The following is a 25,709-nucleotide window of genomic DNA, read 5'->3' on the forward strand; positions in this document are numbered from 1 at the left end:
GAGCTGAAGACGACATGACCGACCGACCGACCGTCCTCGTCACCGGGGGCGCGGGCTATATTGGCTCGCATGCCTGCCGCGCATTGACCGCTGCCGGCTATCAGCCCGTCGTTTATGACAATCTCTCGACGGGCCATCGCAGCTTCGTCGCCGGGCCGCTGGTGACCGGCGACCTGCTCGACGGCGTGACGCTGGCGCGTGCCTTCGCCGATCACAACATCAAGGCGGTGATGCATTTCGCGGCGGCGAGCCTCGTCGGCGAGTCCATGGCCGACCCGCAGAAATATTACATCAACAACGTGCAAGGCACGCTGTCGCTGTTCCAAGCCATGCGCAACGCCGGCTGCAACCACATCGTGTTCTCATCGACCGGCGCCGTCTACGGCAACGCCGATTCCAAGGCGCTGCCGGAAGACTTTCCCTGCACGCCGATCAACCCGTACGGCGCCTCGAAGCTGATGATCGAGCGCATGCTGGCCGATTACCGCACGGCCTATGGCTTCGGTGCGTTCTGCCTGCGCTATTTCAACGCCAGCGGCGCCGATCCGGGCGGCGGCATCGGCGAGCTGCGCGACAACGAGACCCATCTCATTCCGCGCGCCATGATGGCGCTTCAGGGACATGTCGAGTTCGCCGTGTTCGGTGACGACTACGACACGCCCGACGGGACCGCGATCCGCGACTACATTCACGTCACCGACCTCGCGGCGGCGCATGTTGCGGCACTGAAGCTCCTGGAACAAGGCCATGCCGGCGGCAGCTTCAACCTCGGCACCGGCTCCGGCTTTTCGGTGCGCGAGATCCTCGACGCGATCAGGCAGGAGACCGGGCGCGAGGTGCCGCACACCGTCAAGCCGCGTCGCGCGGGCGATCCCACTTATCTGGTCGCGGATCCCTCCGCCGCGAAACAGGTACTGAACTTCGTGCCGCGCCACTCCGACCTGCCGACGATCATCCGCACGGCCTGGGCCTGGCACCAGACGGCGCATCCGTTCAGGGCGCGCTGAAGCATGATCCGGAAAAGTGCGAAGCGGTTTTCCGGAACAATCATGCGTCATCAACACCCTGAAGCGCGATGACGATTCATCCAAATCTCATCGCGCTCTGGAGCGTCAGACGACAGCGCGCTTCAGCCCCGGGGCTACGGCTTCGTCGGCCGGTTCCGGCTGGAGCGGCGGCGCGACCGTCAACACCGTCGGCCGCAGCAGCTCGGCCATCTCCCGCGCCGGCAACGGCTTTGAGATGAGGAAGCCCTGCATCTCGTCGCAGCCATGGGTGCGCAGGAACGCCTCCTGCTCGGCGTTCTCGACGCCTTCGGCGACGACGGTCATGCCCAGTGCCTTGCCCATGCTGATGATCGCCTGCGCGATCGCCTGATCCTCCGAATCCTGCGGCAGGTCGCGCACGAAGGAGCGGTCGATCTTGATGGTGTCGATCGGGAAGTGCTTCATCAGCGACATCGACGAGTAGCCGGTGCCGAAATCGTCGATGGCGAGACGGATGCCGCGGCTCTGGATGGAGTCGAGCACCTTGAGCGCACGACCGACATTGCGCATCATCATGCTCTCGGTGACCTCGAGCTGGAGCAGCACCGGCGACATGCCCGAGGCCGCCAGCGCCTCGTCGACGTCCCGCAACAGATGCTCGTCGGCGAACTGCCGGGGCGACAAATTGACCGCCATCGACAGCGGCAGCAGGCCGCGGCGCTGCCAGGCCATGGCCTGTGCGCAGGCCTCGTTCAGCACCCAGCGGCCGATCGGCACGATCAGCCCGGTTTCCTCCGCGAGCGGAATGAACTGTGCGGGCGAGACGCTGCCGAGTTCCGGATGGGCCCAGCGCAGCAGCGCTTCGACGCCCGTGATCTGGCCGCTCTCCATGTCGATCTTGGGCTGGTAGTTGAGCGAGAACTGCTCGCGCTCCAGCGCGCGGCGCAGCGCGCTCTCGAGCGACAGCCGCTCGATCGATTGCGTCTTCACCTCGTTGGAGAAGAAGCGGCAGCCGTTCTTGCCGTCTTCCTTGGCGAGGTACATCGCCATGTCGGCGTTCTTGGTCAGCGTCTGCGCGTCGGAGCCATTGGCCGGGTACATCGCGATGCCGATCGAGGCCGTGGTGTGGCACTCGTGGCCGGCAAGCTGCATCGGCTCGGCAAGGGCCGAGAGCAGCGCGGTCGCGATGCGCTGAACGTCCTCGATCTCGCCGCACCGGTCGAGGATCACCACGAACTCGTCGCCGCCGAGACGCGCCACCACGTCGCTGGTCCGCAACGCGCTGCGCAAGCGCTTGGCCACTTCGAGCAGAAGCAGATCGCCGGCCTCGTGACCCAGCGAATCGTTGATGACCTTGAAGCGGTCGAGATCGATGAACAGCACGGCAAAACGCTGATCGCGGCGCTGCGCCGCGTCGATCGCCTCGCGCAGCAGGGCGTTGAAAGTCTCGCGGTTCGGCAGGTCGGTCAGGCTGTCATGGGAAGCGAGGTATTCGATGCGCTCGTCGGCCTTGTTCTTCGCGTCGGCGCGATCGAAATTCTCCATGGCAAAGGAGACGTTGTCGGCGAGGCGCTGCAGCAGCTCGACGAATTCGGGCGTGAAGGTGCCGGGCTCGGTCGACATGTAGATCATGACGCCGACGGGCTGGTCGTGCGCGACGAGCGGAAATGCTGCGCCCGAGCGCGCGCCGTCACTGCGGACGATGGCGTGGAAGGCGCGGACGCGGTCGTCGTTGAGATAGTCATTGCTGATGCAGGGCTGGCGCGTTCGGAACGCCGTGCCGCTCATCCCGCGTCCTTCGGGCCGCTCCGGATCGATGGAGAGCCGAACGTTGCGGGTGGTGTCGGCGGACGGCCCTGCGCTCGCCACGATTTCCAGCCGATCGCTGTCGGCGCTTGCCAACGCGATCGTGGTCGACGTGAACTTGGCGCCGCTCGATGCCGCGAGGCAGACCAGGTCGAACAGCTCGGCACGCGACTTCGCCCGCATGATCGCCTCGTTGGTCGCGCTGAGCGCTGCGAACATACGCGTCAGCCGCTCCTTCTGCGCTTCCGTGCGGGCCTTCTCCTCGGCTCGCTCGAAATTGTCGAGCGCGAAAGAGACGTTCTCCGCCAGCCGCCCCAGCAGCGCCACCAGATCGGGCGTGAACGTATTCTCCTCCAGAGCCAGGAACAGCAGAACGCCGACCGGCTCCCGCCCCGCCCTCAGAAGCGGGAAGCTCGCCGCAGCACGGGTCCCGTCCTCCACCGCCTTGGAGTGCCAGTGTGCCGAGCGCGGATCGTGCAGATAATCGTTGATGACACTCGGCTGGCGCGTCCGTAGCGAGGTGCCGATGATGCCATCTCCCTCGGGATTGCCGGCGGAAATGCTGCAGGTCCGTCCAATCATGCGGTCCTGCAGGCGCCCTTTGACCGCAACGACGCGAACGAGCTCGCGCTCGTCGTCGACGATGCCGATCGTCGCCGAGGCGAACAGACCGCCGAGTACGGCGGCCTGGCACGCAGCCTCGAACAAGCCCTCGCGCGTCTTGGCGCGCATGATGGCTTCGTTGGTCGCGCTCAGCGCCTCGAACATCCCGCTCAGGCGATCGCGCTGCTTGTCCGCCCGCGCCTTCTCGTCGGCGCGGTCGAAACTTTCAAGCGCAAAGGCGACGTTGGCCTGAAGCTTGCGCAGCAACTCGACGAGCTCGGGCGTGAAGGTGCCGCACTCCGGAGAATTGAACAGAAAGACGCCCTCGACCCGGTCGCCGTTGAACAGCGGCAATGCCGCGGAGGATGCGATTCCGGCGCGGCGGGCGCTGGCATGCCACGGCGCCATGCGGTCGTCGGCGAGCACGTCGTTGCTGACGGCGGGCTGGCCCGTGCGGAAGGCGGTGCCTGTCAGCCCGCGCCCCTCGGGCACACGGTCGGAGGTGGAGAACTTGAAATTGCGGACCTGGTTGGCATTCGGTCCATAGCTGGCGACCACGCGCAGCAGCTCGGCATGCCGATCGACCAACGCGACGGTGGCGGAGGTGAACTTGGCTCCCTTCGCAGTGGCTTCGCACACGAGATCGAAGAGCTCGGCGCGCGAGCGCGCGCGCAGGATCGCCTCGTTGGTGGCGCTGAGCGCCGCATACATGCGCGCCAGGTGCTCTTCTTTCGCAGCGATACGGGCCTTGTCGGCCTCGCGGCCGAAATTCTGGATCGCGAACGAGACGTTCTCCGCCATGCGCAGCAGCAGCGCGACGATTTCCTCGTCCTTGGCCCAGGAGCGGCTGATGAAGAACTGCAGCACGCCGACGCTCGCGCCGTACCTGATCAGCGGCGCGATCACGCAGGCGGCAACGCCGGTGTTGACGTTGGCCTGTTCCCACGGCGTACCCTTGGTGCGGCGGGCGAGATCGTCCTCGACGATGGCTTTCTGCGTACGGAACACCTCGCCGGAGATGCCCCTGCCGTACGGATTCTCCGGGTCGACCGAATAGCGGGCCTGGGTGACGAGTTCGAGGTTCTGCCCGGTGGCGGCGACGGCTTTCAGCCAGTGCGAACCCGGCTCGCGGAGCAGCACGATGGTCGCGAGCGACTTGCCGCCGTGGACCGCGGCGTCGCACACGAGTTGGTACAGCTCCTGCTCGGTCTTGGCGCGCAGGATGGCCTCGTTGGTGGCGCTGATGGCGCCGAACATGCGGTTGAGGCGCCGTGTCGCCCTTTCGCTGGCCTGCTGCGCGGTCTCGCGCGCGAAATTGTCCAGCGCGTAAGAAATGTTCGCGGACATGCGCTCGAACAGCGAGACGACCTGCTCGCTCAGCGAGTTGGCTTCGCTGCGCGTCACATACAAGACGCCGACGCTCTTGCCGTTGCAGCGCAGCGGCAGCGCGGCGGCCGCACCGATGTGGGCCTGGGCGGCGCCCTCGCGCCAGGCCAGCGAGCGCGGATCGTTCAGATAATCGTTGCTGACGCACAGCTTCTGTTCGCGAAACGCCTCGCCACCGACGCCGGACCCTTCGGGCGTCCCGGCTTCCGTCGTGATCACGAGGGAGCGCAGCCGCGCAATGTCGTCGCCACAGCCGGCCGCGAAGCACAAGCGCCGGCCGTCCGGCTCGACCAGGAACACGGCGACGGCCAGAAAGTCCGCGCTCGAGAACCCGGCGTCGCAGACTTTCTGGTACAGCTCGTCCGGCGACCTCGCGTAGAGGATCGCTTCATTGATGGCGCTCAACGCCGCAAAGGTGCGCGCGAGGGTCGTCGGCACGATCTCAGCTCCCCGGCATTTCTGCCTATTTCTCCCGATACCTCTTTGGACGGCGATCGCCTAAATGGTCGTTATTGCGCGGCGCAAACCATCGATCAAAGTGAACGAGCTGCGAACGAGCGTGACAAAACTGACGGGAATACCGCTGCGAGGCCGAACCGCCGACGCAGGCATGTTCCGTTTACCAATTTGCAGCCCTGTGTTGGTTTACAGGAGCTTGATGCCGCGGTGCCGTCGCGAAGCGTGCCTGCCGGAAAAATGAGGCGACATGGCACGAGGGGCGCCGGGCTAATCCTTATCTGTCGCGAGCAGAGTCCGGGACACGATGGCAACCTCGGTCCGGTTTCGTACATTCAGCTTCCGCATGATATGGCGAAGGTGAACTTTGACAGTGTGTTCGCTCAACTTGAGCTCATAGGCAATTTGCTTGTTGGCCTTGCCATGACGAATCTCCTCGAGAACAGCCATCTGCCGTTGCGTCAGCGTTACACCCGCTTTGAGCGGCTCAGCCGGTTGCTCGCGATCAACGAAACTGCTCGCGGGAACGAAGACTCCTCCGGCCTCGACCAGTCGCACGGCTTCAACGGCGACGTTGAACGGGAGACTGCTCGGGATGTATCCGCGCGCTCCGCGCCTCAGGGTTCGAACGATGTGATCGACGTCATCGATATCGGACACGACCACAAAGGACGTCTTTTCAGTCGCACCATCGAAACTTTGGAGATCGTTCAAGCCCGGGCCATCTCCAGACTCAACTACCACGATGGCGATCGCCGCCGCCAAAGCCGGGGGGGCCGTCGACCCGCGCCAGTCCGCTACGCTGGCGAAGGAATAGACGTCATGATCGTCGTACGCAATTTCGAGACAGCGGGCGAAGCAGTCCCGAAACACCGCTCGCGGATGGATCACCACAATGACAGGCTTCAGACTGGGAGCAACCGATTCGTCCGGGTGCTCAACCTCTAATCCCTTCGGCGTATCGCGCATATCCGGCTCCGGGGAATTGTCCCGGAACGAGCCGCCGCGTGCCCTCTTCGACCCATCAGCAAGGGGCAGCGGGCCAGCTGAACTGGCCGAGAGCGGGATTTCGATCGATGCCGAGAAACAAACCTCCTTCGCGAGGTCGCTGACGCCGTCTTCATCGTCATCCGCACCGTCTCCAACAGACGAGCGGCCTGGCTGTGCAATCATGTAGCTTTCTGAAATGGGTCTCGATGAAGACCGCGAACTCAAATGCAACACATTACGCACGATCCTACCCTCGCGTAATTGTTCTCCCGCAGCAATCTAGAGTCTTCGGTAGCTTTTTATGAATAATTTGGCCTGTGTTATCATTTTGGCAGGCCAAACACAACGTCGCGTTGTCACAGCTGATCACGGGGGCTGGCCAAACTCATGGTTTGCACTTGCACAAATATGCGCTTCGAAACACTGCGCCCATGCTTCTCGAATGTCGTCTCGTTGCAGGGCCGGACCATCGAGCGCCGCATCGACGGGCGGGATACCCGCCCCGTGGAACAGCATTTTTCTGCCAAACAAGACGACAGCGAACGCTGCTGCAGCATGACATCCTAGCTCGAAGTCACGGTCGCGCCCCTTGTTCAACAGCATGAAGCGCTCCGCAATCGCACCATCTCGATCGGACGTTATGTCGCGCCAAGCCCCGCATTGGATACGGCAGAGCGCGCGCTCGGAGAACTCTCCACCCTCGACTTTGGCCACGACACTGATGAGCATGACGAGGAGGCCGATGATATAGGGGTCCGACCAGACGGCCTCGTCGATGCCGCCAAGGCCCTGGCGGCTGCGCTCAACGATCGGCATGATCATACCCGCCGCCGCTTTGCGGGCTCTTCGAATCCGAAACGTGTTCAGCACCAAGCGCCACATTTTCAGCTCCGCCGCTTGTGCAGCGCGAAGGCCACCACCGATCTCGCCGGTGTCTTGCTCACTCGCCGGCCCGCCGATATATTTCAATCGCATTTCTGAGCGCGCTGCACGTTTTGGCGTAAGAGCGAGCCTGATCCATGCCGTCCAGTCGACTTCCACCAAAACCCGATTTCGATGTGATCGCGGCCTCTGCTCCCGCCTCAGCCGATCGACGCACCCTGATCCTGGCGCTGATCGGCAACCTGGTCTCCAGCTGGTCGAACAATGAAAGCCTGTTCATCTACGTACTCATGATCCTGATGCGGACCGATCAGGCTTCCGCGGCACTGACCTTTGCAACCCTCAACACCACGCGGGCGCGGCTCGATCTCATCCAGAGGCTTGCGAAGATTACCATCAAGGACAAGCAACTCGACGATGCCCTGGCGAAGGTGATCGAGCGCTTCAACGAGACCACACAGATCCGAAACGAGTTCAATCACTGCATGTACATCGTGGATGCGGCCGGCCAGATCACCTCCACTCAATCGATGCGCATCTCGCAGAGCAAAGATAGCCTGCAATTCGGCCAAAGAAAACCGCTGGACGACGCCCGGCTCAAGACCATGATCAAGGCGACGAAGGACATGACCCGCATCAATCGCGACATCTGGGATCTGCTGCCCCGTCTCGATAGCCATGTCCGCTCGACCGAAGCTCTTCATTGACGATGCAGCCGTCGCGTTCGACGCAGCGATGCCAGCCAATGCGGTTGATCCCGAGGGCGCTGCCGGACACAGATTTCTCGCCAGCATCATTCGGATGACGTACATGCTCAGCCGATCGGGTGAAGGTAGCGGACCCCACTACCCTTTGGATGATGCCCCCTCCCCCGAAATGATTAGTGGCACAATCGACATGGTGGGTCGACCTAGGCAGCGTAAGAGCAGGCGAACGGCTAGCCGGGGTACTTCCTTCGAGGCCGCGCGATAGCACCAATGTGCGGCTAGCCCAATCAATTCGACCCGAGCAACCTTGAGCCTGCGAAGTCTCGTGAAAATTCGCGGGAGGATCGCAGTCGGAACTTCCGGCTTCAATCGCATCGTAGTCTTGGTTATCGCAGACGCAGAAGATCAGCGGTTCCCAACGCGACGATGCTCCTAGACGCGACAGGAGTTCGTCATGGGTTATCATCCGAAGAAGAAGTACGATCCCGACCAGGACCAGGATCAGGATCAGGATCAGAAGCAATCCAATCTGCAAGGTCAGCTTCAGGGCCAAGCCAACCTCCAGGGTCAACTTCAGGGCCAAGGCCAGGGTCAGGGCCAAGCGCAGGGTCAGGCGCAGCTTGCCGTTCAATCGCTCGATTCGAAGAGCGAGAACGACAACGACAACGACAACAAGAACGACAACAAGAACGAGAACCGGAACGAGAATTCGATCGATAACAAGGTCGACAACAAGCTGGCCAACAACGTCGATAACGACGTTGACAACAAGATCGAGAACAAGGTCGAGAATACCGTCGACACCAAGGTGAACGTCGACGTCGACGTCGACATCGATCTCGACCTCAAGGCCGACGGGCTCAGCAGTCCGGTGATCGACCTGTCGTGCCTGAGCGATGTCAAAGGCTCGATCATCATGCCCGACGTAGTCGACCAGAAGCTCGACGGCAATGGCAACCAGTTCAACATCGATCAGGTCAACAACCTCGTCGACAACGACTGGAATCACTCCTCTGTCGACTACGACGGCAAGGGCGGTGAGTTCAGGATGGACGCCAAGGCCGAAGGCGGCGACCTCAAGCTGGACGCCAGGATTGAGGACGTGATCGGCGATTCGGCAAGTGGCGTTACCGCATCTGCCGATGCAGCGATCTCCCAAGAGGCCTTCAACCAGACCATCACGCAGGGTGCGAACATCCAGTTCAACAGCATCACCATGAGCGTGGCAGGCAACGACTTCGAGGACAGCCACGATCTCGGCTGACCTGAGACAACCCGCGCGGCGCCAGCCGCGCGGGTTTTGCCGGCCACATCATTCTCTATTTCAGAATGTGTTAATTGCGTTTCGCAACCATGCGAGATGTTTCGAACGTTGAGCCTACAGTGGGAGGCTCCTATGATTCCTGGCGGCATCACCGAATTGGTTTGGCACTTCGTCGGCCACATGCGTATCATTAACGATATTGCACGCGACCGGCTGACTTACGAAGAAGCTGCGAGCCCAAAGCTGCTCGACGACTATAAGACACTGCGGCCCGATTTCGATCCCAATACCGACCTCGACGAATTCAGCACCTTGCCGATCGGTCCTCCCGTCCTCCATCTCCTCGACGATCATTACCTCGCCAAGAACATCCCAATGCGATCGGGCTCCTTTCCTCCGATCGACGAGGACCTCGGCCTGCCGACGAGGCTGCCTGCCACGCCGCTGCTCCGCGCCGGCGGTGGTGGAGGCGGCGGCTCAGACCGTGACATCAAGGTGATCTACGAACCCGGCGGCGAACAGAGCCAGATCCAGATTCGCCAGCTCAATGGCATGCTGGACAACGACATTGCCCTCCAAGGCTGCGCCCAAGGCAGCGACGTTGCTGCGCTCTCTGTACAAGCAGCGCAACTCAACGGGCTCGCTGCATCACTGCTGCAACAAATGGCGGACGATGCAAACGCACAACTCCCCGAGCAGTGGTGGATTTCGCAGAACAACGCCGGAATCACCGACTACCTCAAGGAGTTCGACAGCAGCCGGGCCGAGCAAGGCGTCCCCAGTGCCAATTCGGTGGCGCCCGGCTACTATCTCAACGGCGAACTTCAAACGCCCACCCCGGAGCCGCCCTCTCCGGAGCTTGGCAGGAACACTGACCACGACACGGGAAACGGCATTGGCCTTTGGGCGGAGGCAGGCGCCAACGTCAGCTTTAACGGCGCCATGATTGTCGATCTCAGTGAGTCCGGCCGGTCCATGATCGTGAAGGGGGACTATTTCCACACCAACGCGATCATCCAGACCAACTCGCTGATGGACAAGGACCAGGTCGCAGCTTCGGGAGGCGAAGACCAGTCAGTGACCAAAGGCGACAATATCGCCGACAACATCGCCGACTTCATCCAGCATCCCGGCGTCTACAGCATCACGCCCGCGGCCTACGCGGGGCCGAATTGGCATGTCGATGTCGTCAATGGCAGCTACTACAACGTTCACACCCTCGTACAGATGAACTACCTGCTCGACAATGACGTGATCGTGCAGAAGGGCGGCAGCAATCATTATGACCTGATCACGGGAGAGAACGAGCAGGGAAATCTGGCTCAGATCTTCAATGGCAGCTTGCACTACGACCTGATCATCGTTGCCGGCACCTATCACGGCATGAACGTGATTTTTCAGAATAACATTCTGCTGGACGATGATGCCGTCACGCAACTCGCGAAGGGCGACGATCAGACGCAATCGATCGCAACCGGCCAGAACGCGCTCCTCAACGCCGCCACCATCGAGATTTTCGGAAACGACAACTTCCTGTCGCTGACCCCGGATCTGGCAAGCCTCGTCGCCGCGCTCGCAAACGGCAATCCCGGTCTAGATCCGGAAACCGGAACCCTGCTCCCAGGCACGGGCGGCACCTTTGAAGTACTCTACATCACCGGCGACTACTACGACATCAACGCGATCTGGCAGACGAACGTCGTTTCGGACGTGGACGTGCTGCTTCAGCTTCTCGATCCCCCGTCAGAGGCCGCACAACAACTTCATCCCGACGACGATGGCACTCAAGCCGCCGCCGCGGGTGAAAATATACTGACCAACGACGCAGCCATCATCGATGTTGGACCAACCGACGCGTATGTCGGCGGCCAAGTCTATGGCGACACAATCCTGGTCCAGGCCAATCTGCTGCCGGCCGATGCCGACCCCGCTCTCGCAAAGAGCGCGCAAGCCCTGGTCTCCGAACTCGTGGCATTCGTCACTGAAGCGCAAGACGAGGAATGGCAGGGGCCACCCGCGCCGCCGCCACCGCCGTGCGACGACGCGATATCCAACGTGATGCACTAGGAGCGCGAGCGGCAACGGGAGGGCGGAGCGATGGGTTGGGGCAACGAGGAGAAGCGCGATCCAGCTCACGACAGCGAGGGCAGCACTTCGTCGGACAGCGACAGCGCCAGAATTCTCGCGTTTCCCGGCCGTCCCTACGGTCGAGAAAGCCGTAGCGACACATCGGTCGTTTCTCCGCTGCCCGGAGAGCGACCGCAGCCCCCAAGCCTGGACGCAATGGCCCCCATCGCCACGTCCGGAACCGTGTCAGCTGCGGCACCAACGACCGCCTCCGCCACGAGACTGGACCAACCTGCCGTTCACGAAGCTGAAAGAGCGCTTCCGCGCAGCGACGCGCGCGGGGCATCCGGCAAGACGTCGATCGGCAACGGCTCGGCCAATCCGGTTCCGCCTGGCGGAGGCGGCGGAGGGGCGGCAAGCGGCGGCGGGCGCGGCAATGGAGGCGGTGGCCAGCCCTTGCACAAGCGGTCCGGCGATAATGAGTTCCGCGACGTGCTCGGCAAGGGCCTCGCCGGAGCCCGACGCAATCTCGTCACCGTCGGCATCTTCTCGGTGATGGTCAATCTGCTCGTACTGGCGATCCCCGTCTACCTCTTCAACATGTCGGATCGCGTTCTGACCAGCCGCAGCACCGATACGCTCGTCATGCTCACGATGATCGTCGTCGCCGCGATTGCCGCTCACGTGCTGATGGACATGCTCCGCCGTATCATTCTGATGCGCGTCGCCGTAGACACGGAAGCACGGCTCGGCGGCCCGGTTCTGAGCGCCGCCGCAAGGGCCGCCCAGACCGGATCGAGCCGCGAATTTCAAACGCTTGCGGATCTCCAGCACTTGCGCTCGTTCATCACTGGGCCGGTGGTGCTCACGATGTTCGACGCGCCGATCACACCAATCTACTTCGCCGTCGTATTTCTCGTTCATCCGCATCTCGGATTGATCGTCCTATCTGCCGGAGTGCTGTTGATGGGCGTGGCCTTGCTCAATCAGAAGATCACGGCGCTGCCATTCACGAGGGCCAACGCGTTCGGAACGCGCGCAAATTTGCAGGCCGAAGCCATGGCGCGCAACGCGCAGGTCATCAACGCGATGGGGATGATCCCGGAGGGTGTCCTTATTTGGGGACGTGAGACCGTCGAGTCCCTGAAGGAACAGGTGATCGCTCAGGACCTCAACATCCTGATGACCGGGATATCCAAGTTCCTGCGACTTTGTACGCAGATCGCGATCCTCGGCTGGGGCGCCTGGCTTGCCCTCGAAGGTCAATTGACCGGCGGCATGATCATCGCAGGCTCGATCGTTGCCAGTCGCGCCCTTGCTCCCCTCGAAGGCACCATCGAGGGCTGGCGCAACTTCGTCCAGGCGCGATCCGCTTACGGTCGCGTGAAAGCTTTGCTCCAGAACTCTCCGCTCAATCTCGAACGGCTTCGACTTCCGCGCCCGCAGGGTCACCTCAGCGTGGAGCGAGTTCTCTACGTTCCCCCGCCGACCAAAAAAGTCATCCTCAACGGCATCAGCTTCCAGCTCCAGCCCGGCGAGTCGCTGGCCATCGTCGGCGATTCCGGTGCCGGCAAGACCATGCTGGCCCGCATGCTCGTGGGCTCGATCATCCCGACGGCCGGCAATGTGCGGCTGGACATGATGGATCTGCGAAATTGGGATCCAAGGCAGTTCGGCGAGAGCTGTGGTTATCTGCCGCAGGACGTCCAGCTCTTCCCCGCGTCGATCAAGGCCAACATTGCGCGGATGCGCGAGGATGCAATCGACGCCGACATCTTTGATGCCGCGGAGCTCGCAGACGTCCACGAGATGATCTCCAGCTTCGCGCAGGGATACGAAACCATCGTCGGCATGGACGGCAGCCCACTGTCCGGCGGTCAGAGGCAACGCATCGGACTCGCCCGCGCATTCTACGGCAATCCTCGGCTGATGGTGCTGGACGAGCCGAATTCGAATCTCGACGCAGGCGGCGAGCGCGCCTTGGCCAAGGCCCTTATCCGCGCCAAGGAACGCGGGATCACCGTCGTCGCCGTGACGCAACGGGCGGCACTGCTGCGAAGTGTCGACAAGATCATGATTCTGAGCAACGGGGCGGTTCAGGCCCTCGGAGCAAAAGACGAGATCATCCCGCTCATCACCGGACGGAAGCCAAACGGCGGAGACGGTCCACCCATACTGAACTCCTAGATCATGTCGGGTCATCCAATGTCGAACGACCTCGTCATACATGAACGATCTTCCCAGGCGCCGTGGTACGTGAGCCTTCCCCGCACCACGCGGCTTCCCACCGTGGCCGGCATCATCGTGATGGCGGTAATGCTGTGCGGCTTCGGCATCTGGGGCAACGTTGCTCCCATTGCCGGTGCGGTCGTCGCTTCCGGCGTATTCGTCGCCACCGGGCAGAACAAGATCATCCAGCATCTCGAGGGTGGGGTAATCCGGACCATCCATGTCCGGGAAGGCGATCTGGTGGAGCAGAAGCAGCTGCTCGTCGAACTCGACGACACCGCCCCTCGCGCGGAGTTGCGGCGTCTATACCTACGAAGCCTGCGCCTAAGCGCGATGGTTGCCAGGCTTCAGGCGGAGATGCGCGAGGATGGGGATATCCAGTTTCCGCAACCGGTTCTCTCGGCCGCAAGCGAGCCGGAGATTTCGGAGATCATCGAAAGCCAGAAGCTCACCTTCGTCGCGCGCAAGAACAACCTGAACAGCGACATCGCCGGCATCGAGGAGGGCATCAACGCGCTCAGCGAGCGGATTCAAGGCTCGAACGTGCAGCTCGAGGGCGTACGGCGGCAGATTGTTTTGCTGGACGACGAGATCGATACCAAACGACATCTGCTGCAGACGGGTCTCGTCCGCAAGCCCGAACTACTGGTCCTTCAGCGCACAAAGGCCAATCTTGAAGGCGAAATCGGTCGCATCCTCGGCGAAATCGGCGACGCCAGGGAGCGTATTGCGCGCTCGAAGGAACAGATCAACGGCGTGCGCAAGACCGCGATCAAAGCCGCCGTGGAACAGATGCACGAGGCGCGAGGCGAGCTTGCGGATGTCCGTGAGCGGATGCTCGCCGCACAAGGCGTGCTGGACCGTGTTCGGATCGCCGCGCCGGTCAAGGGGGTCGTCGTCAAGCTGCGCTATCACACACAGGGCGGCGTGGTCGAGCCTAGCAAGACCATCATGGAAATCCTGCCTCTTCAGGAAGAGCTTATCATCGAGGCCCGCATCCGGCCGCAAGATATCGACACCGTGAAGAACGGACAGCACGCGATGGTCCGCCTGACGGCACTCAACCAGCGGATCACGCCGATGATCTCTGGCAACGTGATTTATCTGTCCGCAGACACGCTGGCCGACGAACGCAAATCACAGCAGGTCGGACCGACCGACATCTATATCGTACGCGTCAAGCTCGACAGATCCGAAGCGATGGCCATTCCTGATTTCAGCCCCACACCGGGCATGCCGGTCGAGGTCTACATCAAGACCCACGAGCGGACCTTCTTCCAATACGTCGTGAAGCCGATTCACGACAGCATGATGCGGGCATTCCGGGAGAGGTGACGACGAGTTCGCGACCCGAACAAAAATGGAGTAAAGCCACCGTGCACATCGATCTCATAGAGAAGCTCGAAGACTTCGCGCGAATTGAGGACAACTGGAACGCCGTGTATGACGCGGACCCTGACGCGCAGATCTTTCTATCGTGGAAATGGCTGGCGGGATGGCTTCGGCAGATCGCAGGGCCCTGGATGATCCTGGCCGCCCGGGAGACTGACGAGGACGGCGCTCCATATATCGCCTTCTGGCCATTGCGAAGCTACTTCAAGTCGGCCGACGCGAAGTTCCGCAACGAGCTCAACATGGCCGGCAATTTTTCCGCCGACTATACTGGCATCCTGTGCGCCTCCCGCTTCGAAAGCCAGGCAATCCCGGCCTTCGCAAGGCAGCTCAAGCGCATGAACTGGGCGCGCGTGAACCTCGAGAACATTCGCCTGACCGAGACACGACATCGCCTGCTCATGGCTCATTTTCCAAAAGCGAAATTTCGACATGATGAGAGCAATCGCATCAACAAGGTTGACGGCATAGATAACAATGTATGTCCGTTCGCTTCACTCCCGGCCGAATGGGACGCATACCTTAACGGGCTGAGCGCCAATACGAGACAGAAGATCCGGCGCCTGCTCAAATTGGTAGACCCCTCGGGAGAGTTTCACATCACCGAAGCGACGAGCGAAACGATCGATCGCGATCTCAACACGCTTCTCCAGTTCTGGGAAACCAAGTGGCGCCCGCGCAAAGGCGATCTCGTGGACAAGCTTGTCCGTTCAAACCGCGCCATGTTGACCACGAGTTTCGGGTCGGGCCTGCTGTTCTTGCCGACGCTGTGGCAAAATGATCGGCCTCTCGCGGCTCTTGCCATCCTGATCGATCCAAGAAAACGCAGCTACTTGTTCTACATGACCGGCCGGGACGAACGTTACGACGGACCCCCGCCCGGAGTAATCTTGCATGCTTACAGCATTCGCCGGGCCATCGCCGGCGGCTTCGTGGAGTATGATTTCCTCCGGGGAAACGAGCCTTACAAGTATTCGTTCGGAGTCAAGGAACGACGCATTCGCAGCATTGCCATCAGCACGAGAAACGGCCTCAATCTTGGCGGCCGACTTGACCGGAGAACCATCGCCGAGGCCCTCCATGAGGCGACCAGGTTGCATCAGGCCGTCAAGCTCTCCGACGCGGAACGCGGCTACCGGCAGATCCTCGATGTCGAGCCAGGAAATGCGGACGCGATCCACCGCCTTGGCCAGCTCTATGCAACGCGTGGCAATCACGCCGCGGCAAAGCGACTGTTCAAGCTGCTTACGACAATCAGGCCCGAGACGCACAAATCCTGGCTCTGTCTTGCACAATCCTGTGAAGCTCTCGACGAGCAACTGGAAGCCGCCCGCAGCTACCGGCAAGTGATCCGGTTGCAGCCGAATGCACCCGACGCATTCACCGCCTTGGGGAGAGTTCTCGTCAAGCTCGAGCTCATTCGAGAATTCGACGAGGCGCTCGCCGTAGTTCTCGGCGAGGCGGAACACCAACCCGACAAGCCAGAGCGCACCATGCGCATCCTGCCGGCCAGAGGTACAAAGGACGAGCGCTAGCCGCCGAACATTGCCCGCACTTCAAAACGGCAGCGCCACGCTGGTCTTGATCTCCTTCAGCACCACGTTGCTGCGGACGTGGCGGATGCCGGGGATGCGGAACATGAACTCGTCGAGGAAGCGGTTGTAGGCCGCCATGTCCTGCACGACGACGCGCAAATGATAATCGGCATCGCCCGTGGTCGCAAAGCACTCCAGCACCTCGCGGCGCCTGGTGACCCTGGCCACGAATTCGTCGACAAATTTCGCATCGTGCCGCTCCAGCGAGACGTGGAGGATGGCCGACATCGCAAAGCCCGCCTGCTCGCGCGCGACCAGCGCCGCATAGCCCTGGATGACGCCGCTCTCCTCCAGCGCCCGCACCCGCCGCCAGCAGGCCGAGGTGGACATGCCGACATCGTCCGCGAGCTGTTGATTGGTGGCCCGGCCGTCCTTCTGGAGATAGGCGAGAATCCGCGTGTCCTGTTCTTCGATCATGACAGCTCCCAACTCGGCATAGATCACCGGAATTGGTCATGCTACGCAAAATTCTACCGAAATGGCACCATTAAACGGGAAAATAGGTAAGACCTACCAGCGCGCCGCGCTTAACCTTCCGCCATCGGGCAGGATGCCGCGCGAGGTCCGTCATGGACGCCATTCCGTCACTCGACACCTACGAGCTCTCCGACCGCTACGATCGCGAGGAGGGGCGCGTCTTCCTCACAGGCACACAGGCCATCGTTCGCATCGCTCTCGACCAGGCGCGGCGAGACCGCGCCGCCGGACTTACTACTGCAGGCTTCATCTCCGGCTATCGCGGCTCGCCGCTCGGCGGCATCGATCTCGAGCTCTGGCGCATCCAGGAGCGGCTGAAGCGGGACCGCATCGAATTTCTTCCGGCCGTGAACGAGGACCTCGCCGCGACGGCCGTGCTGGGCTCGCAGCAGGTCGAGACGCAAGTCGACCGCGAGGTCGATGGCGTGTTCGGGCTCTGGTACGGCAAAGGCCCCGGCGTCGACCGCTCCGGCGATGCGCTCAAGCACGGCAACGCCTACGGCTCCTCGCCGCACGGCGGCGTGCTGGTGGTCGCGGGCGACGACCATGGCTGCGTGTCATCCTCGATGCCGCACCAGTCCGACGTCGCCTTCATGAGCTGGTTCATGCCGACGCTGCATCCGGCCGATGTCGGCGAATACCTCGCATTCGGCGAATATGGTTATGCGCTGAGCCGCTTCTCCGGCATGTGGGTCGGCTTCAAGGCGATCTCCGAGATCGTGGAATCGGGCGCATCCGTCGCGCTGCGCCCGCCGCGTATCTTCCGCACGCCCGACTTCTCGCCGCCGCCGGGCGGCCTGCACTATCGCTGGCCCGACCTGCCGGGCCCGCAGATCGAGGAACGGCTGGAGGCGAAGAAGCACGCGGTCTACGCATTCGCCAAGGCCAACCCGATCGACCGGCGCATCTACGATATCCAAAGCGCCACCTACGGCATCGTCACCACGGGCAAGGCACATCTCGATCTGATGGAAGCGCTCCGCCTGCTGGGCCTCGATGAGGCCGCCTGCCGCCGCATCGGCATCGACGTCTACAAGGTCGGCATGGTCTGGCCGCTGGCGCTGCATGACGCCATGGCGTTCGTGAAGGGCAAGCGCGAGATCCTCGTGGTCGAGGAGAAGCGCGGCATCATCGAGAGCCAGTTCAAGGAGTATTTTTACGACTATCCCGGCAGCAAGCCCGAGCGCATGGTCGGCAAGCACGATGAAACCGGGGCACGGCTGATCTCCTGGATCGGCGAATTGTCGCCCCGCGCGCTCGCGGGCGTGCTGGCGCGCCGGCTCGATCCGATGTTTCTGGGCCTCGATCTCGCCGCACGTGCAGCCGCCTTGATGCCGGAGGCCGCACGCACGATCAATGTCAGCGGCGCGACCCGCACGCCGTATTTCTGCTCGGGATGCCCGCACAACACGTCGACCAAGGTGCCGGAGGGGTCCAAGGCATTGGCCGGTATCGGCTGCCACTTCATGGCGAGCTGGATGGACCGCGAGACCTCCTCGCTGATCCAGATGGGCGGCGAAGGCGTGAACTGGGCGGCGTCGTCGAGATTCACCGGCCGCAAGCACATCTTTCAGAACCTCGGCGAAGGCACCTATTATCACTCCGGCTCGATGGCCATCCGGCAGGCGATCGCAGCCAGGGCCAACATCACCTACAAGATTCTGTTCAACGACGCGGTCGCCATGACCGGCGGCCAGCCGGTCGATGGACCCGTCAGCGTCCATGCCATCGCCCACAGCGTCCGCGCCGAGGGCGTGGCGCGCATCGCGCTGGTGTCGGACGATCCCGCACAATTCAGCCCGGTCGACCTGCCGGCCGGCGTCACCATCCATCCGCGGGAGGAGATGGATAGCGTGCAGCGCGAGCTGCGCGCGATTCCCGGCGTCTCGGTGCTGATCTATCAGCAGACCTGTGCCACCGAGAAGCGGCGCCGGCGCAAGCGCGGGCAGATGGCCGACCCAAAACGCTTCGCCACCATCAACGACCTCGTCTGCGAAGGCTGCGGCGACTGCTCGGTCGAATCCAATTGTCTCAGCGTCGAGCCGAAGGAGACGCCGTTCGGCCGCAAGCGGCAGATCAATCTATCCGCTTGCAACAAGGATTTTTCCTGTCTCAACGGCTTCTGCCCGAGCTTCGTCACGGTCGAGGGGGCGACCCGCCGGAAGAAGAGTGCGAGCGAGATCGACGCGGTCGGTCGCGCCGCCGCCCTGCCCCTCCCTTCGCCGGCAACGCTCGACCGGCCCTACGACCTCTTGGTGACCGGCGTCGGCGGCACCGGCGTGATCACCGTCGGCGCGCTGATCGGCATGGCTGCGCATCTGGAGCGCCGCGGCGTTTCGGTGCTCGATTTCACCGGCTTCGCGCAGAAATTCGGCCCGGTGCTGAGCTACATCCGGCTCGCTGCATCTCCGCAGGCGCTGCATCAAGTCCGCGTCGACCAGGGCGCGGCCGATGCGTTGATCGGCTGCGATCTCGTCGTCAGTTCCTCGCCGAAGGCCTCTGGCACCTATCGGCGCGGCACGCGCGCAACCGTCAACACCGCGGAGATGCCGACCGGCGACGTGGTCCGCTTCCGCGACGCCGATCTCGCTTCGCCGGCCCGCCTGCGCGCAATCAGCCAGGTCATCGGCCATGACAATCTCGACACGATCAATGCCAATGCGCTGGCCGAGCGCCTGCTCGGCGATGCTGTCTATGCCAACATCATCATGCTGGGCTTTGCCTGGCAGCGCGGCCTCGTCCCTGTTTCGCTTGCCGCGCTGTTGCGCGCAATCGAGCTCAACGGCGTCGCGGTCGAACGCAACAAGCAGGCCTTCGCCTGGGGACGAATCGCTGCGATCGATCCGGACTCTGTGCCGAAGGCGGACGATGTGCCCGAAGCCGAGACGCTCGAGCAGCTCATCGCGCGGCGCGCCGCGTTCCTGACGGCCTATCAGAACGAGGCCTATGCGTCGCGCTACCGGGCGATGGTCGGAAAGGTCCGGAATGCCGAAGCCGGGCTGAACAGCGAGGCGCTGACCGAGGCGGTCGCGCGCGCGCTTTTCAAGCTGATGGCCTACAAGGACGAGTACGAGGTGGCGCGTCTGCACATGCAAAGCGGCTTCCTCGACGAGCTGAAGCGCGAATTCGAGGATGGCTTCAGCGTTCAATATCACCTTGCGCCTCCCTTCCTGCCCGCAAGGCGCGACGCACGCGGACGTCCTCGCAAGCGCGCTTTCGGGCAGTGGATCCAGGTGCCCCTCGCCATGCTGGCGCGCTTGAAGGGGCTGCGCGCGACGCCCTTCGATCCCTTCGGCTACACCAGGGAACGCCGCGCCGAGCGCGAGCTGATCGCCTGGTATGAGGGCCTGATCGGACGGATGCTCGGCAAGCTCGGCACGGCGCGCCTTCCGGATCTCGTGGCGATCGCGGGGGCGCCCATGGAAATCCGCGGGTATGGCCCGGTCAAGGACGCCGCGATCGCGAAGGTGAAGGCGGAGGTCGAGCGGCGACTCGCCGAATTGCCCACGCCGTTGGCGGCAAGGGTACGCGCCACCGGTTGACGCGGCGCCGGCGAAGCTTCAGCCTCTGAGCCTGGAGGGAGGCCCTGATGGCGCTCCCGCGATCGGGTGACGCATCATGGATTTCGACCAGCTGACACTGACCGAGGCCGCGGACAATCTCGGCGCCGGCAAGGTGACGAGCACCGCACTCACCAGGGAAGCTCTCGCCCGCGCCAAAGCCAACGCCGACCTCAACGCCTTCGTCACGCTGGACGAGACCGGCGCCCTGAAAGCCGCCGCGGCGTTCGACGCAGAGGGAGACAGGAGCAAGCCGCTCGGCGGCGTGCCCGTCGTGATCAAGGACAATATCGAGGTGGCCGGACTGCCCTGCAGCGCCGGCACACCCGCACTCAAGAACTACGTTCCAAAAGCCGATGCGCCAGTTGTGGTAAAGCTGCGCGATGCCGGAGCGATTATTCTCGGCAAGACCAGTATGCACGAACTGGCCTTCGGCATCTCCGGCTACAACACCGCGTTCAAGACCGGTGCCGAGTTCGGCGTGCGCAATGCCTATGACCGCACCCTGATCGCCGGCGGCTCGTCGTCCGGCACGGGCGCCGCAATCGGCGCGCGGATCGTCGCGGGCGGGCTCGGCACCGACACCGGCGGATCGGTGCGCGTGCCTGCCGCGCTGAACGGGTGCGCCTCGTTGAGACCAACGATCGGGCGCTATCCGCAAGAGGGCATCGCGCCGATCTCGCATACGCGCGATACCGCCGGGCCGATGGCCGCGACCATGGTCGACGTCGAGCTGCTCGATCGTGTGATCGCGGGCGGCGATGCGGTCGCGGCGGCCGACCTGAAGCAGGTTCGGGTCGGCATCGTGAAGACGATGTTGACCCGTCTCGATGCGGACACCGAAGCCGCTTTCCAGGCTGCCGTCGCGCAGATGAAGACCCACGGGGTCGGGATCGTCGAGATCGAGATCCCGCAGCTCGCCGAGCTCAACGGCCCCGTCGGCTTTCCCGTCGCACTGTATGAAGCCTATGACGACATGGTCTCGTATCTGAAGCATACCGGGACGGGCCTCACCATCGAAGCGCTGGCGAACGAGATCTCCAGTCCCGACGTGAAGGGCACCTATGACGGCCTCGTCATCCCGCGCAAGCTGCCGGGTCCCGACGGCACGCTGGTCGATGCCAAGCCAATCTACGATGCCGCAATCAAGACCGCGCGGCCCGCACTTCAGGCGCTCTACAGCGATATTTTTTCGCGCAACAGGCTCGACGCCATCGCATTTCCAACGACGCCGCGCGTTGCCATCCCCTCCAACCCGGACTCCAGCAGCCCCGAGAATTTCGCGCTGTTCATCCAGAACACCGACCCGGGCAGCAATGCGGGCATTCCCGGCATCCAGATCCCGATCGCGCTCGGCGCCAGCAGCGGGCTGCCGATCGGGCTCGAGCTCGACGGTCCTGCCGGCAGCGATCGCCGCCTGCTCGCGATCGGCATGGCGCTCGAAGCCGTGTTCGGTCGATTGCCGCCGCCGCGCCGCTCATGAATACGGGTTGATCAGCTTCTGCTGCTCGGCGCTGTGGTGCACGAGCAGGTCGATGAAGGTTCTGACCTTCGCCGACAGGTGATGACGGTGCGGATAGACCGCGTTCATCGAGAGCTCAATCGTGCGATATTCCGGCAAGAGGCGTACCAGGCGGCCGGCTTCGAGGTCGTCCTGGATCAGAAACCCCGCCATCAGGCAGACGGCGGCCCCCGCCAGCGCGACCTCGCGCAGCGCTTCGCCGCTGTTGGTGACGAAGGTGCCCGAAATGCGCACGGAAGCCGGCGTACCCTTGCGATCGAGGAAGCGCCATTCGTCGCCGAACGGATAGTTCAGGTGCCGGCCACAATTGTGCCCGGTGAGCTCGTCGAGCTTCTGCACCCGGCCGTGCTTCTCGATATAGTCATGCGAGCAGCACAGGACGTGGCGCCAGGTGGCGAGGCTCCGCACGATCAGGCTCGAATCCGGCGGTTGCGTCATGCGCAGGGCGACGTCGTAACCTTCCTCGATCAGATCAACCTCGGCCTCCCCCATGCGCAGGTCGATTCTGAGCTCTGGATAGGTCGATAGAAGTCGCGCCACGACCGGCGCGACCAGAGGCACCATGTGCGTGGCGAGGTGAATGCGCAGCGTTCCACGCGGCACCGACTGCAGTTCGCTCGCGATGTCGTCGGCCTGTTCGAGGTCGGCGAGAATCTGTGTTGAGCGGTCGTAATAGGCTTTGCCGATCTCGGTCAGGCTGACCTTCCTCGTGGTGCGGTTGAGCAGCCGCACACCCAGCCGATCTTCGAGCGCCTGAACGTGGTTGCTCACCATCGTCGTGGACATGTCGAGCCGGCGGGCCGCGGCCGAGAAGCCGCCGCTGTCGACCACGCGGACGAAGGCCGTGAGGCTGGTGAAACGGTCCATCTCGCAGCTCCGCGATTATCAAGTTCTGATGGATAATCCTTCCAATAGGTGGCGGATTATCACATCTGCCGGGATGACGCATCTTAATCCCATCAAGAAGGCGTCACGCCGAGGCGGGGCGCGCGGGGAATTCGAGGATGCCATGTCGAACGCTTATGTTACTGAAACCAATGAGAAAATCAGCCTTCGCCCATCCCGCCGAGCGATCCAGCGCGTGGCCCTCGCCTTGGCGTCGGCGCTCGGAATCGCCGCGGCCGGGCATTTCGGCTACGACTACGTCACCACCGGCCGCTATCTGGAATCCACCGATGACGCCTATGTGAAGGCGGACTCGACGATCATCGCGCCGAAGGTCTCCGGCTATATCGCAAAAGTGCTGGTCGGCGACAACGAGAGGGTTCGGGCCGGCCAGGTGTTGGCCAAGATCGACGACCGCGACTTCAAGGCCGCCCTCCACCAGGCCCGAGCCGAGGTCGCCGCCGCGCAAGCCTCCGTGCGCAACCTCGACGCACAGCTCGAACTGCAGCAGCCGATCATCGAGCAGAGCACCGCCGATGTCGCTGCCGCGGATGCCAACGCGAAATTCGCGCAGGAGGAGCGTGCCCGCTACGACGATCTCATGAAGACAGGTTCGGGCACGGTCCAGCGCGCGCAGCAGACCGATGCCGCGCTGCGCGCCAGCAATGCGCAATTGCAGCACGCCAAGTTCGGCCTGCTGGCCGCGCAGCGCAAGATCGAGGTTCTCACCACCCAGCGCGCCCAGGCTGCCGCACAGCTCGAACGCGCACGCGCGGTCGCGGAGCAGGCCGAGCTCAATCTGTCCTACACCGAGATCACTGCCCCGGTCGAGGGCACGGTCGGCGCCCGCAGCGTGCGCGTCGGCCAATACGTGCAAGCCGGCACGCAGCTGATGGCGGTGGTGCCGCTCGACGCCGTCTATGTCGTCGCCAATTTCAAGGAGACGCAGCTCACGAACGTACGCCCCGGCCAGCCGGTCGAGTTGCACGTCGACAGCTTCCGCAACACCACCCTGCGCGGCCATGTCGACAGCCTGGCGCCGGCCAGCGGACTGGAATTTGCGCTGCTGCCGCCCGACAATGCGACCGGCAACTTCACCAAGATCGTGCAGCGCGTGCCTGTGAAGATCGTGCTCGATGATCACCGCCTGACCGGCCTCCTGCGGCCCGGGATGTCCGCAGTGCCGACTGTCGACACCAAGCAGACGGTGCTCGCCGAACGCGGGACCGCCAAGCAGATCGCCGGCACGACGACGCGTCCGACCGGAGGCTGATGCCATGAGCACGCTCCAGCCGACGCGCGAAACCGCCGCCGATGCCGGGCACCCCGCCCGCGGCGAGGCAACCGCCCCCTCGGTATCCGCGAAGACCTGGATCGCGGTGATCGGCGCGACGCTCGGCGCCTTCATGGCGGTGCTGAACATCCAGATCGTCAACGCCTCGCTCGCCGACATCCAGGGCGCGATCGGCGCCGGCATCGACGACGGCGGCTGGATCTCGACGTCCTATCTGGTCGCCGAGATCGTGGTGATCCCGCTGTCGGGCTGGCTGGCTCAGGTGTTCTCGATCCGGATCTATCTGCTCACCAACGCGATCCTGTTCCTGGCTCTGTCCGCGGCCTGCGCGCTGGCGCAGGACCTGTCGCAGATGATCGTGCTGCGCGCCATCCAAGGCTTCACCGGCGGCGTGCTGATCCCGCTGGCCTTCACGCTCATCATCACCTTGCTGCCGCGCAGCAAGCAGCCGATGGGCCTCGCGCTGTTCGCCCTGTCGGCAACGTTCGCGCCGGCGATCGGCCCGACCATCGGCGGCTATCTCACCGAGAATTTCGGCTGGCAGTACATCTTCTACGTCAATCTGGTGCCCGGCGCGATCATGGTCGGCATGCTCTGGTACGCGCTCGAGGCCAAGCCGATGAAGCTGTCGTTGCTGCGCGAGGGCGACTGGATCGGCATCGTCACCATGGCGATCGGCCTCTCCGCGCTCCAGACCGTGTTGGAGGAGGGCAACAAGGACGACTGGTTCGGCTCGCCCTTCATCGTCAAGCTCAGCGTGATCGCATCGGTGGCACTGATCGCGTTCCTGGTCATCGAACTGACCGTGAACAAGCCGCTGCTCAATCTGCGCCTGCTGGTGCGACGCAATTTCGGCTTCGGCATGCTCGCGAACTTCCTGCTGGGGATCGCGTTGTACGGCTCGGTGTTCATCCTGCCGCAATACCTGGCCCGCATCCAGGGTTACAATGCCGAACAAATCGGCATGGTGCTGGCATGGACCGGCCTGCCGCAGCTCCTGCTGATCCCGCTGGTGCCACGCCTGATGCAGCGCGTCGACGCGCGGATCATCATCGGCATCGGGTTCGTGCTGTTCGCCGCCTCGAACTTCATGAACATTTATATGACAGCCGACTATGCTGCGGATCAGCTGCTGTGGCCCAACGTGGTCCGCGCGATCGGCCAGGCGCTGGTGATGGCGCCGCTGTCGGCGGTCGCCACCGCCGGCATCGAGGCCGAGAATGCCGGTTCAGCCTCCGGCCTTTTCAACATGATGCGCAACCTCGGAGGCGCCGTCGGCATCGCGCTGCTTCAGACGGTGCTGACCAAGCGCGAGCAGTATCACTCCAACGTGCTGATGCAGTCGGTCTCGGTGTTCGAGCAGGCGACACGCACGCGGCTGGAGCAACTCACCCAGTATTTCGTCAATCACGGCATCCTCGACCATGCCGAAGCGCTGCATCGCGCCTATGTCGCGATCGGCCGTATCGTGCAGAAGCAGGCCTATATACTCGCGTTCAGCGACACCTTCTATTTGCTCGGCATGGCGCTGATCGTGGCCCTGCTGGCCGTCCTGTTCCTGAAGAAGCCCGGCCAGACCTCGCCCGGTGCCGCCCACTGACCCCACCT

General features: G+C 63.2%; 16 protein-coding genes. 11 read left to right on the forward strand and 5 right to left on the reverse strand.

Annotated features, from left to right (window positions below; translation table 11 throughout):
• The first annotated feature begins 14 nt into the window (after positions 1-14).
• Positions 15-1,007, forward strand: coding sequence for a UDP-glucose 4-epimerase GalE (galE, locus tag AC3WLX_RS31375; protein WP_492338839.1), 993 nt, complete (start codon positions 15-17; stop codon positions 1,005-1,007).
• A 105-nt stretch (positions 1,008-1,112) separates the two neighbouring features.
• Here galE and AC3WLX_RS31380 read toward each other — a convergent pair whose 3' ends face one another.
• The 3 genes from AC3WLX_RS31380 to AC3WLX_RS31390 form a co-directional block, all read right to left on the reverse strand.
• Entirely contained in the window at positions 1,113-5,219 is a 4,107-nt protein-coding gene (locus AC3WLX_RS31380; RefSeq protein WP_492338840.1) for a bifunctional diguanylate cyclase/phosphodiesterase, read from the reverse strand.
• A 288-nt stretch (positions 5,220-5,507) separates the two neighbouring features.
• A complete protein-coding gene (locus AC3WLX_RS31385; protein WP_492338841.1) occupies positions 5,508-6,410 on the reverse strand; it encodes a helix-turn-helix transcriptional regulator in 903 nt (300 codons plus the stop codon).
• Positions 6,411-6,593: 183 nt separating this feature from the next.
• Entirely contained in the window at positions 6,594-7,196 is a 603-nt protein-coding gene (locus AC3WLX_RS31390) for a hypothetical protein (RefSeq protein WP_492338842.1), read from the reverse strand.
• A 50-nt stretch (positions 7,197-7,246) separates the two neighbouring features.
• Between AC3WLX_RS31390 and AC3WLX_RS31395 the strand changes: the two genes are divergently transcribed.
• The 6 genes from AC3WLX_RS31395 (at position 7,247) to AC3WLX_RS31420 (ending at position 16,303) form a co-directional block, all read left to right on the forward strand.
• On the forward strand, positions 7,247-7,816 hold the full coding sequence (locus AC3WLX_RS31395; RefSeq protein ID WP_492338843.1) for a hypothetical protein: 570 nt from the start codon (positions 7,247-7,249) through the stop codon (positions 7,814-7,816).
• Positions 7,817-8,270: 454 nt separating this feature from the next.
• A complete protein-coding gene (locus AC3WLX_RS31400) occupies positions 8,271-9,080 on the forward strand; it encodes a hypothetical protein (RefSeq protein ID WP_492338844.1) in 810 nt (269 codons plus the stop codon).
• A 132-nt stretch (positions 9,081-9,212) separates the two neighbouring features.
• Positions 9,213-11,147: a hypothetical protein gene (locus AC3WLX_RS31405; RefSeq protein WP_492338845.1), complete on the forward strand. Its 1,935-nt coding sequence runs from the start codon at positions 9,213-9,215 to the stop codon at positions 11,145-11,147.
• A 216-nt stretch (positions 11,148-11,363) separates the two neighbouring features.
• The gene (locus AC3WLX_RS31410; RefSeq protein ID WP_492338846.1) at positions 11,364-13,334 is read left to right on the forward strand and encodes a type I secretion system permease/ATPase; all 1,971 of its coding nucleotides are present in this window, start codon (positions 11,364-11,366) and stop codon (positions 13,332-13,334) included.
• An 18-nt stretch (positions 13,335-13,352) separates the two neighbouring features.
• Positions 13,353-14,711: an HlyD family type I secretion periplasmic adaptor subunit gene (locus AC3WLX_RS31415; protein ID WP_492338847.1), complete on the forward strand. Its 1,359-nt coding sequence runs from the start codon at positions 13,353-13,355 to the stop codon at positions 14,709-14,711.
• A 41-nt stretch (positions 14,712-14,752) separates the two neighbouring features.
• Positions 14,753-16,303 (forward strand): GNAT family N-acetyltransferase, encoded by a 1,551-nt coding sequence (locus AC3WLX_RS31420; protein ID WP_492338848.1) that lies wholly within the window; start codon positions 14,753-14,755, stop codon positions 16,301-16,303.
• Between the two features lie 21 nt (positions 16,304-16,324).
• On the opposite strand, the gene AC3WLX_RS31425 is transcribed toward AC3WLX_RS31420, so the two are convergent.
• Entirely contained in the window at positions 16,325-16,780 is a 456-nt protein-coding gene (locus tag AC3WLX_RS31425; RefSeq protein ID WP_492338849.1) for an Lrp/AsnC family transcriptional regulator, read from the reverse strand.
• 152 nt (positions 16,781-16,932) lie between these two features.
• On the opposite strand from AC3WLX_RS31425, the gene AC3WLX_RS31430 reads away from it, so the two are divergent.
• Both AC3WLX_RS31430 and iaaH read left to right on the forward strand, forming a co-directional pair.
• Positions 16,933-20,382, forward strand: a complete 3,450-nt coding sequence (locus AC3WLX_RS31430) for an indolepyruvate ferredoxin oxidoreductase family protein (protein WP_492338850.1) — start codon at positions 16,933-16,935, stop codon at positions 20,380-20,382.
• 76 nt (positions 20,383-20,458) lie between these two features.
• On the forward strand, positions 20,459-21,883 hold the full coding sequence (iaaH, locus tag AC3WLX_RS31435; protein WP_492338851.1) for an indoleacetamide hydrolase: 1,425 nt from the start codon (positions 20,459-20,461) through the stop codon (positions 21,881-21,883).
• Here the strand turns inward: iaaH and AC3WLX_RS31440 are convergent.
• The gene (locus AC3WLX_RS31440) at positions 21,878-22,789 is read right to left on the reverse strand and encodes a LysR family transcriptional regulator (RefSeq protein ID WP_492338852.1); all 912 of its coding nucleotides are present in this window, start codon (positions 22,787-22,789) and stop codon (positions 21,878-21,880) included. The two genes, iaaH and AC3WLX_RS31440, sit on opposite strands and share 6 nt — an antisense overlap.
• Before the next feature lie 142 nt (positions 22,790-22,931).
• Between AC3WLX_RS31440 and AC3WLX_RS31445 the strand changes: the two genes are divergently transcribed.
• Together AC3WLX_RS31445 and AC3WLX_RS31450 are read left to right on the forward strand one after the other, a co-directional pair.
• The gene (locus AC3WLX_RS31445) at positions 22,932-24,080 is read left to right on the forward strand and encodes an HlyD family secretion protein (protein ID WP_492338853.1); all 1,149 of its coding nucleotides are present in this window, start codon (positions 22,932-22,934) and stop codon (positions 24,078-24,080) included.
• 4 nt (positions 24,081-24,084) lie between these two features.
• Positions 24,085-25,701, forward strand: coding sequence for an MDR family MFS transporter (locus AC3WLX_RS31450; protein ID WP_492338854.1), 1,617 nt, complete (start codon positions 24,085-24,087; stop codon positions 25,699-25,701).
• Positions 25,702-25,709 lie beyond the last annotated feature (8 nt).

It is taken from the genome of Bradyrhizobium sp. FW305-F6, assembly GCF_058782905.1.

Bases quoted from the DNA above. Each gene is read 5' to 3' on its own strand.
- AC3WLX_RS31430 (WP_492338850.1), top strand. From the start codon at position 16,933: ATGGACGCCATTCCGTCACTCGACACCTACGAGCTCTCCGACCGCTAC.
- AC3WLX_RS31410 (WP_492338846.1), top strand. From the start codon at position 11,364: ATGGCCCCCATCGCCACGTCCGGAACCGTGTCAGCTGCGGCACCAACG.
- AC3WLX_RS31425 (WP_492338849.1), bottom strand. From the start codon at position 16,780: ATGATCGAAGAACAGGACACGCGGATTCTCGCCTATCTCCAGAAGGAC.
- AC3WLX_RS31440 (WP_492338852.1), bottom strand. From the start codon at position 22,789: ATGGACCGTTTCACCAGCCTCACGGCCTTCGTCCGCGTGGTCGACAGC.
- iaaH (WP_492338851.1), top strand. From the start codon at position 20,459: ATGGATTTCGACCAGCTGACACTGACCGAGGCCGCGGACAATCTCGGC.
- galE (WP_492338839.1), top strand. From the start codon at position 15: ATGACCGACCGACCGACCGTCCTCGTCACCGGGGGCGCGGGCTATATT.
- AC3WLX_RS31385 (WP_492338841.1), bottom strand. From the start codon at position 6,410: ATGATTGCACAGCCAGGCCGCTCGTCTGTTGGAGACGGTGCGGATGAC.
- AC3WLX_RS31445 (WP_492338853.1), top strand. From the start codon at position 22,932: ATGTCGAACGCTTATGTTACTGAAACCAATGAGAAAATCAGCCTTCGC.
- AC3WLX_RS31400 (WP_492338844.1), top strand. From the start codon at position 8,271: ATGGGTTATCATCCGAAGAAGAAGTACGATCCCGACCAGGACCAGGAT.
- AC3WLX_RS31395 (WP_492338843.1), top strand. From the start codon at position 7,247: ATGCCGTCCAGTCGACTTCCACCAAAACCCGATTTCGATGTGATCGCG.
- AC3WLX_RS31415 (WP_492338847.1), top strand. From the start codon at position 13,353: ATGTCGAACGACCTCGTCATACATGAACGATCTTCCCAGGCGCCGTGG.
- AC3WLX_RS31450 (WP_492338854.1), top strand. From the start codon at position 24,085: ATGAGCACGCTCCAGCCGACGCGCGAAACCGCCGCCGATGCCGGGCAC.
- AC3WLX_RS31405 (WP_492338845.1), top strand. From the start codon at position 9,213: ATGATTCCTGGCGGCATCACCGAATTGGTTTGGCACTTCGTCGGCCAC.